Origin of the sequence: Devosia insulae DS-56, from assembly GCF_000970465.2 — a bacterium.
GTDB classification, from domain to species: Bacteria; Pseudomonadota; Alphaproteobacteria; order Rhizobiales; family Devosiaceae; genus Devosia_A; species Devosia_A insulae.
Genome location: NZ_LAJE02000242.1, coordinates 1 through 8,738, shown reverse-complemented (window position 1 = coordinate 8,738; position 8,738 = coordinate 1). Strand labels below are relative to the sequence as shown.

Here is an 8,738-nt window from a genome sequence, read left to right as displayed (position 1 = left end):
GGGGTGGGGAGCCACCGACGGTGTGTTAGGCGGAGGAGCCAATGAACTACCAATCGCAATCGGCTCCGGTTCAGGGGCAGGTCGCGCCGGGCTTCGAGGCGGTGGCTGAGGAGTTTGCGCGGAATTTCACGGTACGCGGCGATGTCGGGGCGGCGTTCGCTGCGGTGCATCGCGGGAGGCTCGTCGTCGACCTCTGGGGCGGCATGGCCGCGCCGGGGCGGCCATGGCAGGCCGATACGCTGCAGGTGATCTATTCAGGCACCAAGGGGCTGTTCGCCGGGTGCGTCTTGAAGCTGGTGGAGCGGGGGCAGCTCGATTTGAACGCGCCGGTGGCGCGCTACTGGCCGGAGTTCGCGCAAAACGGCAAAGCCCGGGTGCTGGTGCGGCATGTCACCTCGCATGCCGCCGGGCTGCCGGGGATTGCGACGCCGCTGAGCGCCGCCGACTACACCGATTACGAACGGATGGAAACGCTGCTGGCGGCGCAGCCTTTGGCCTCCGATCCCAACGCCTTCCACTGCTACCACGCGGTGACCATCGGCTGGCTGGTCGGCGCTTTGGTGCGGCGGATCGACGGGCGGACGCTGGGGCGGTTCTTCGCCGAGGAGATTGCCACCCCGCTGGGGCTCGAGGCCTATATCGGGCTGCCCGAGGCGCTGGAGCCGCGAGTGGGGCGGATCGAACTGGGGCCGGGGATGCTGGCCTATGACGAGGCGTTCGGGGCCGAACAGCGGGCCGACCCGGTGTTTCATTCGATCTGGGGTAACCCGCCGCTGTTCCCCGAGGAGCTCCCCTGGAATACTCGCGCCTACCACGCAGCCGAGATCAGCGGGGCCGGCGGCATCGCCACGGCGCGGGCCATGGCGCGCTATTATGGCGCGATGGCGCAGGGCGGCAGCATTGACGGGGTTGAGATTTTGAAGCCCGAGACGGTCGCCCTGGGGCGGGCCGAGCAGAGCCGGTTCATGGATCCCTATATCGCCGAAGCCATGGCGTTCGGTGTGGGTTGGGCGCTGCAGACGCCGCAGGGCCGGTTCGGCCCGGCACCGGATGCGTTCGGGCATTCAGGGGCCGGCGGCTCGATCCATGCGGGCTGGCCGACCGAGCAGGTGGGGTTCAGCTATACGATGAACCAGATGCGGGGGGACCCGGAGGATCTCAGGTCCCGGCATGTGCTGAAGCGGTTGTATGAGATTGTGAGGTAGGGGCCGGTCGGCTGAGCCCGGTGTGCTTGGCGCCCCTCACCCCCGCCCTCTCCCCAGAGGGGCGAGGGGGCGTTGTGGCACTGCCCGTGCAAAGTGCGTCCCCTCGCCCCTCTGGGGAGAGGGTTAGGGTGAGGGGCAGCCAAGCACGCCAGCCCTAACTGATCACCAACCGTGAAATCCGCCCACCGGTGAGCGTAAACGCCATTGTGCCGTCGCCGTTGTAGCCATTGCCGCTGACCGCCAGCCGCACCCGGTACGCGTCAGCCCCATTGGGTTCGACCTCGAGCAGCCGGAACTTCGACTGCACGCCGATATTGTCGGTCTCGTTCCAGCTGGCGATGCCGGCGCGGCCGGTGAAGTCGCGGCCCCAGTCGCTGAGGAAGGCGTCGGGGGTGAAGGCTTCGAGGAAGGCGGCGGTGTCGCCCGCATTGGTGGCAGCGATGAAGCGCTGGATGACCGGCGGGGTGGTGCTCATAGGTGCGCTCCGGTGGGTAGGCCAGACGCAAGCTTACCGCATTCTCCGTGCGCTTGGCGCCCCTCACCCCAGCCCTCTCCAGAGGGGCGAGGGGGCGGTGTGGCACGGTCGGCGCCCCCATCGTCCCCTCGCCCCTCCTAGGGGAGCGCGATAGCGCCCCCGGGGGGAGAGGGTCAGGGTGAGGGGCGCCAAGCGCGCCGGCCTCGCACCACACCCATAACCGACCGACCGTCGGTTCCGAATCCCTACGACTTTTTGCGCAACGGCGAGTCCCAGCGTGCCGCTTGACCGGGGATCGCTCCCCGTGTCATCGTTCAGCCTATGGATAGGCGTTCAGCATAGTGAACGACGGCGCACAAGACGCCGAGCACGACGCCCTCGCTTGTCCCCGACCGATCATCACGCCTCCCGATGCCCGGGAGGCGATGAAGCGCTCGTGTTCCTTGGGAGGAAAGCAACGTGTCCAAGACCACCCTAACGCAGTTCACGCCCAGCCGGCGTACGGTTCTCGCAGGCCTTGCGGCGTCGCCGTTCGCGCTTGCCGCGGGCAGCCATTTCGCCATGGCGCAGCCGACCAGCGGCACGCTGTCCATCGCCGTCCTCGACTGGGCCGAAACCGGCATCAAGCCGGTGTTCGCCGCCTATGAGGCTGCCCGTCCCGGTGTGAAGATCGACTACTCGCTCCTCCCCGGCGACTACCAGGGCATACGCCAGACCCTGCTGTCGCGCCGTCTCGCCAACAAGCTGCCCGACATCACCTACCTGGCGGACATTCTGGCGACGCAGTTGGCCAACGCGGAAGTCACCGCCGACATGCGGCCGTTCCTGACCTCCGGCGGTCCCATCGGCATGACCTCGCTGGCCAAGCCATTCCTCGACCAGTATCTGGTCACGTCGGGCCCGAACAAGGACGGCATTTTCGGCCTGCCGATCGGCGCCGATACCGTGGTGCTCTACTATAACAAGAAGCACTTCGACGACGCCGGCATCCCCTACCCGAACGATGACTGGACCTTCGAGAAGCAGATCGAGGTCGCGACGCAGCTGACCCAGAAGAGCGGCACCACCACCACTCGCTACGGCCTCGCTGCCTCGGTGCCGTGGCACGCGACCTACGTTCCGGGCATCGAAGCCTTCGGCGACACGCTGCTCGACGAAAACAACATGTACAAGCTGCAGACCGAAGCCGCGATCAAGGTCTTCACCATGTACTGGGACCAAGTGAAGGCGGGCGTCATCGCCTCCACGCCGCAGCAGACCCAGCTCGGCGGCGGTTTCCAGGCCTTCGGTGCCGGCACCGTGTCGATGTTGCAGTCGGTCCGTGCCCTCACCCCGCTGATCCGCTCCGTCACCACCGACGACTGGGACGTGGCGCTCGAGCCCAAGATCAACGGCGTCCGCAAGACCGGGATGGGCTCCATCGCCCAGTCCATCACGACGTCGGGCCAGGCCAACAACAAAGACCTCTGCTACGACTACCTCAACTGGTTCTACTCCGAGGATGGCGGCATGAAGATCCTCGCGGCCGGCTACGGCACCGTGCCGCCGGTCGAGGCTCTGTACGAGAGCCCGATCTGGACCGCGCTGCCCGGACCTCCGTACGACAACCGCGTCTTCGCCGAGTCGATCCAGTACGGCGCCATGAACCCGACTTCGATCCCGGCCGACGTACAGGCCGTGGTCGATACCGAGCTCACCAAGGCCGAAGAAGCGGTGACCCTCAACAACGTACCGGTGGCCGACGCGCTGAAGGCAGCCGAGGCGGTGATCAACGAAGCCATGGCCCGCGTTCTGGCCGCTGGCGGCTGATCACCGACAAGACATGCCGCCGCACTCCTTCAGCGGCGGCGGCAGTCTTCTAGTTGGTCGCGCTCTCGAGGTGGAAAAGTCTCACAACTTTTCCTGAGAACGCTCCAGTGAACCGGCTGTGTCCTCCCGCAGCCGGTTCTCCCTTTCCGCAACGGGATCCACGCCTTTGAGCAAGACCGACACCGCCGAGGCTGGCATGGCGCCGATTTCGCGAACCGCATCGCGCCGCAAAACGAACAGCCGCACCGATAGCCCGTTCTGGGCCGCCCTGTTCGTCGGGCCGAACCTGGTCCTGTTCACTACGTTCATGATCATCCCCATCATCTGGGGTCTCGGCCTGAGCCTGTTCGACTGGAACCTGATCGGCGAGCCCCGCTTCGTTGGCCTCGCCAACTACCTCGACATCCTCAAGGATGCGCGCGCCGTGAACTCGGTGTGGAAGACCGTCTACCTCGTCTTCCTCGGCGTTGTTCCGACAGTGCTCCTGTCGTTCCTGCTCGCGGTGCTGATCAACACCAACTTCCCCGGCTACACCGTGTTCCGCACGATGTACCTGCTTCCCATCGTCATTTCACTGGTCGCTTCGGCGGTGCTCTGGCGCTTCATCTACGATCCGCGCGTCGGCCCCATCGCCCAGTTGCTCGGCGTCTTCGGCATTTCTGGCCCGAACTGGCTGCAGGACACCACATGGGCCATGCCGGCGCTGTCGCTGGTGATCGTCTGGCTGCGCCTGCCGCTCGGCGTCATTCTCTATCTCGCTGCGCTGCAGCAGATTAACCCGCAACTGCTCGAAGCCGCCGAGATCGACGGGGCCGGCCCGTGGGCCAAGCTCCGCCACGTCATCTGGCCCAACGTCATGCCGGTGACCCTGCTCATCCTGGTGCTGACGTTGCGCGGCATCATCTTCGACAGCTTCGACATCGCTTTCGTGATGACCAAGGGCGGCCCGCTCAACTCGACCGACATCCTCGCCGTCTACATCTACGACCTCGCGTTCGCCCAGTTGCGGCTCGGCTATGCCTCGGCACTCTCGACCGTGCTCTTCGTCATCGTCACCATCCTGGCGCTGGTCTTCAATCCGCCGCGCCGGCGCTCGACCAATGGAGACCCGGTATGAGCACCAGCGTCGGACACCCGTGGCGCCGCCGCCTCCACGTCTCGGCGGTGATCTTCTTCGGCCTGCTGATGGCGGCGCCCTTCTACTGGATGATCATCAACTCCTTCAAATCTAGCCGCGAGGTAGTCGCCTACCCACCCACCTGGTGGCCGAAGGAGTGGCATTTCGAGAACATCGAGGCCGCGCTCGGCTTCCTTGACCCAAGCGCCATCGTCAACTCCGTGATCTTCACTGCCATCATCACCATCGTGCAGCTGACGCTCGTGGTGATGACCGGCTTCGCGCTCGCCAAGATGCGCTTCGTGGGCCGGGGTCCCCTGCTCACTCTGTTTATCCTCACCATGTTCGTGCCAGGCCAGGTCGCGCTGATCCCCACTTTTATCCTGGTGCGCAACCTCAACTGGATCGACACCTTCATGGGGCTCTGCGTCCCGATCATCGCCCAGACCAGCTTCGGCGTGTTCATCTTCCGGCAGTTCTACATCTCGATGCCCAACGAGATCCTCGATGCCGCGAAGATCGACGGCGCCAACTGGGGTCAGATCTTCCTCAACATCGTGCTGCCGCTCTCGGGTCCGCCCATCGCCGCCTATACAGCCGTGACCGTGCTGACCGCCTGGAACATGTACGCCTGGCCGCTGATCTCGACGACCGAAAAGGACATGCGCACCCTGCCGCTCGCCCTCGCGGGGCTGGGCCAATCCTTCTCGCAAACGCCCCCGAACGTCGCGATGATGGCGGTGCTATTGTCCACCCTGCCCATCATCATCTTCTTCATCTTCTGCCAGCGCTACTTCATCAACGGCCTCGGCGGCGCGATCAAGGAATAGACCAGTGACTACGATTTCGATCTGCCTCGTCGGCTGTGGCGGCATGGGAAGCCGGCATGTGCAGGGCTTTGCCCGGCTGCAGCGCTCGGGCCTCAGCAATGTTCGCCTCGTCGCGGTGTGCGACGTGCGGCAGGATAATGCCGAGCGGGTGGCCGGCGAGGCCGAAAAGCTGCTCGGCTACCGGCCGAAGATTCACCTCGCCATAGACGATGCGGTGGCCGACCCGGAGATCGCGGCGTTCGATGTGGTGACCGAGGCGTTCAGCCACCTCTCGGTGGTGCTGCCGGCATTGCGGGCCGGCAAGCACGTGCTCTGCGAAAAACCGCTGGCGCTGACCGTGCGCTCCTGCCAGGCGCTGATCGATGCGGCGAAGGCCGGCGGCGCGGTGCTGGCGACGGCCGAGAACTATCGGCGCGATCCGACCAATCGACTGGCCAAGGCGGTGATCGATTCCGGCGTGCTGGGTCCGATCCACCTGATGGTGCAGACGATGATCGGCGGCAATGACCGGATCATCATCACGCCGTGGCGGCACTTCAAGGACAAGGGCGCCATCGGGCTCGACATGGGGGCGCACCTCACCGACATCGTGCAGTACTATTTCGGGCCGTTCGAGGCGGCGTTCGGCAAGGGCTTCATCGCCGAGCCGATCCGCCGCCGGCAGGAAAAGCCGGAGATGCAGACCGAGGCGTACCTGAAGCGCTTCCTCGAAATCCCCGAGCAGATCACCGCCACCGGCGAGGACTCGTTCACCGCGACCTTCACCATGCAGTCGGGCCTCATGGTGCAGATGGCGTTCGTCGCCTCGGGGCCGGGCAAAGGCTACAACCAGCGCACCGTGCACGGCCAGCGCGGCTCGCTCGAAATCTTCAACGACCGCACCGGCAAGGCGCCGATCCTCCACACCGCCGAGGGCGACCTCAGCGGGCAGGCGCTGGCCGACAAGGTCGGTTTTGCCCTCGATGAGCTGACCCAAACGCTCTATGGCGGCGTGTCCTACGAACTCGATTGGGCCGAAACGGACTCGGGCCTGCTCGCCATCGAGATCCACGATTTCGCCGCCGCCATCATGGAAGGCCGGCCGCCGGAAGTGGATGGCGAGGGCGGTCTCACTGCCGTCGCCTCGGTGCTCGCTGCCTATGAGAGCGGCATTGCCGGCCGGGCGGTGAGCATGGACGAGGTGCTGAGCAGCGCCGTCTCGACCTACCAGGATGAGATTGACGCCGATCTCGGGCTGTTGCCCAAGTCGAACGCGGCCTGAGGGAAACGCCATGACTGATGCAGCTTTCGCCGCCATCCCGCTGATCGTCCAGAAGCTCGGCCCCAAGCAGATCGCCTTCGTGGTGCGCGACCTCGAGGCCGCGACCCGGCAGTGGTGGGACCTGCTGCGCATCGGACCCTGGACGGCGTGGGAATATACGCCGGAGATTCTGAAGGACATGACCTACAAGGGTGCGCCGGCCCGGTTCGGCTTGAAGCACGCGCTCGCCTGGAAGGATGGCGTGCAGTTCGAGCTGGTCGAGCCCACCACCGGCCCGTCGTTTTTTTCCGATCAGCTGGCGAGCTCCGGAGAAGGGCTCAACCATATCGGTATCCATGTGATGGAGAACCATGCCGAGGCGGTTGCCGAGCTCGAAGCCGCCGGCTTCACCCGGCTTCAATCGGCCCGGGGCTTTGGCGGCGATGGCAGCGGCGCCTTCGTCTATTTCACCTCTCCAAAGCTCAACGGCCTCGTGCTCGAGTTGATCAGTCCACCGGCCACCCGCCGCACACCGCTATTCGTCTACCCCGAGGAAGCAAAGTGAAGATCGAGCGTATCGATACCTACGTCGCGCATAACTGGATGTTCGTCGAAGTGACGACGGATAGCGGGCTGAAAGGCGTGGGCGAATCCACCTTCTTCGGCTTTCCCGAGGCGACGGCATCGGTGGCCAAGGGCTTTGGCGAGCGGCTGATCGGCGAAGATCCGTTGCGCATCGAGTACCACAATCTCAGCCTCTATCGGGCCTACTCGATGCGCGGCATGGCCATTGGCGGCGCCATCTCGGCGATCGACCAGGCGCTGTGGGATATCAAGGGCAAACATTACCAGGCGCCGGTCTGGGACCTGCTGGGTGGCCGGGTGCGCGACAGGGTGCGCGCCATGCTGGTGATCCCCTATGGCACGGCCGAGGAAGTCGCGGCGAGCTGCAAGGCGGCGGTCGAGGACGGCTATACCGCCCTCAAGGTGATGGTCTACCAGCCCGAGCACCACCTGATGGCGTTCGGCGCCAAGGTGAAGGACATGGTCGAGCGCCTGGCGCTGATCCGCGAGGTGGTCGGCTGGGATGTCGAGATCGGCATCGAGCTGCATCGCAACATGGCGCTGGGCGAATCCATCGCGGCGATCCGCGAGTTCGAGCAGTTCCGGCCGCTGTTCGTCGAAGACCCGATTCCGCCCGACAGTGTGTTGAGCTTCGGCGAGGTGTCGCAGAAGTCGCGCGTGCCGATGGCGGCGGGCGAGCGCAACACCTCGATCTGGGAATTCCGCGAGTATGTCGAGCATGGCGGGGTGCATCATATCCGCCCCGATGTCGGCATTGCCGGCGGCATCACTCAGACCCGCAAGATCTGCGCGCTGGCCGAAGCGCATCACCAGGGCATCATCCCGCACGCCGTGCCCTCGGGCCCGGTGGCGACGGCGGCGCAGGTGCAGCTCGGCTTTGCGGTGCCGAACTGGGAAGTGACCGAGCACATGCTGCAGGACCGCGCGCCCTGGACCAAAGCGGTGAAGGCGATCGTCCCGGTCATCAACGGCCATTGGCTGCCCAACGAGACCCCCGGCCTCGGCGTCGAGCTCGACCACGAGGGGCTGAAGACCATCCCTGTCATCAACAAGGTGCCGCCGACTTCGCTGAAGACCGATGGCTCGGTGGCATTCCGGTAGGCGCCCGTGATCGTCGACAGCCACACTCACGCCTGGGCGCGCTGGCCGTACGAGCCAGAGGTGCCCGACGAGGCCACCAAGGGCTCGGTCGAGCACCTGATCCACGAGATGGATCAGAACGGCGTCGCCGAGGCTGTGATCGTCTCGGCGCGGATCGAGAAGAACCCCGACAACAACGCCTATGGGGCGGCGGCGGTGCGCCGCTACCCCAAGCGCCTGCACCAGTTCGCCGATGTCGATTGTGCCTGGTCGCCCGAGTATCACACGCCGGGTGCGGTCGAGCGGTTGCGCATGGCGGCCGGACGCTGCGGATCACAGGCTCTACCCACTCTGTCGGCGCCAATGACGGACGGTTCCGCTCCTGCGAGGCCCGGGG

9 protein-coding genes are annotated in these 8,738 nt (G+C 65.6%); 8 read left to right on the top strand and 1 reads right to left on the bottom strand.

The annotated features are described in order from the left end of the window. Positions 1 to 41: 41 nt before the first annotated feature. Entirely contained in the window at positions 42 to 1,205 is a 1,164-nt protein-coding gene (locus VW23_RS17330) for a serine hydrolase domain-containing protein (protein ID WP_069910801.1), read from the top strand. A 154-nt stretch (positions 1,206 to 1,359) separates the two neighbouring features. Here the strand turns inward: VW23_RS17330 and VW23_RS17325 are convergent, their stop codons facing one another. Further along, on the bottom strand, positions 1,360 to 1,680 hold the full coding sequence (locus VW23_RS17325; RefSeq protein WP_069910800.1) for a nuclear transport factor 2 family protein: 321 nt from the start codon (positions 1,678 to 1,680) through the stop codon (positions 1,360 to 1,362). Positions 1,681 to 2,139: 459 nt separating this feature from the next. Here VW23_RS17325 and VW23_RS17320 point away from each other — a divergent pair, with 459 nt between their 5' ends. The 7 genes from VW23_RS17320 to VW23_RS17290 all read left to right on the top strand — a co-directional run. Further along, on the top strand, positions 2,140 to 3,489 hold the full coding sequence (locus VW23_RS17320; RefSeq protein WP_069910799.1) for an ABC transporter substrate-binding protein: 1,350 nt from the start codon (positions 2,140 to 2,142) through the stop codon (positions 3,487 to 3,489). 166 nt (positions 3,490 to 3,655) lie between these two features. After that, positions 3,656 to 4,606 carry a carbohydrate ABC transporter permease gene (locus VW23_RS17315; protein WP_069910798.1) on the top strand — a complete coding sequence of 317 codons (951 nt, stop codon included), beginning with the start codon at positions 3,656 to 3,658 and terminating at the stop codon, positions 4,604 to 4,606. Next, positions 4,603 to 5,436, top strand: a complete 834-nt coding sequence (locus VW23_RS17310) for a carbohydrate ABC transporter permease (RefSeq protein WP_069910797.1) — start codon at positions 4,603 to 4,605, stop codon at positions 5,434 to 5,436. Before VW23_RS17315 ends, VW23_RS17310 begins: the two co-directional genes overlap by 4 nt. Positions 5,437 to 5,440: 4 nt before the next feature. Continuing rightward, positions 5,441 to 6,697 (top strand): Gfo/Idh/MocA family protein, encoded by a 1,257-nt coding sequence (locus VW23_RS17305; RefSeq protein ID WP_084646266.1) that lies wholly within the window; start codon positions 5,441 to 5,443, stop codon positions 6,695 to 6,697. Between the two features lie 10 nt (positions 6,698 to 6,707). After that, complete coding sequence (locus tag VW23_RS17300; protein ID WP_069910795.1) at positions 6,708 to 7,241, top strand: VOC family protein; 534 nt, start codon at positions 6,708 to 6,710, stop codon at positions 7,239 to 7,241. After that, positions 7,238 to 8,362 (top strand): mandelate racemase/muconate lactonizing enzyme family protein, encoded by a 1,125-nt coding sequence (locus tag VW23_RS17295; RefSeq protein WP_069910794.1) that lies wholly within the window; start codon positions 7,238 to 7,240, stop codon positions 8,360 to 8,362. Before VW23_RS17300 ends, VW23_RS17295 begins: the two co-directional genes overlap by 4 nt. 6 nt (positions 8,363 to 8,368) lie before the next feature. Next, positions 8,369 to 8,738 (top strand): hypothetical protein (locus VW23_RS17290; RefSeq protein WP_201788067.1); only part of this gene is annotated, 370 nt, incomplete at its 3' end.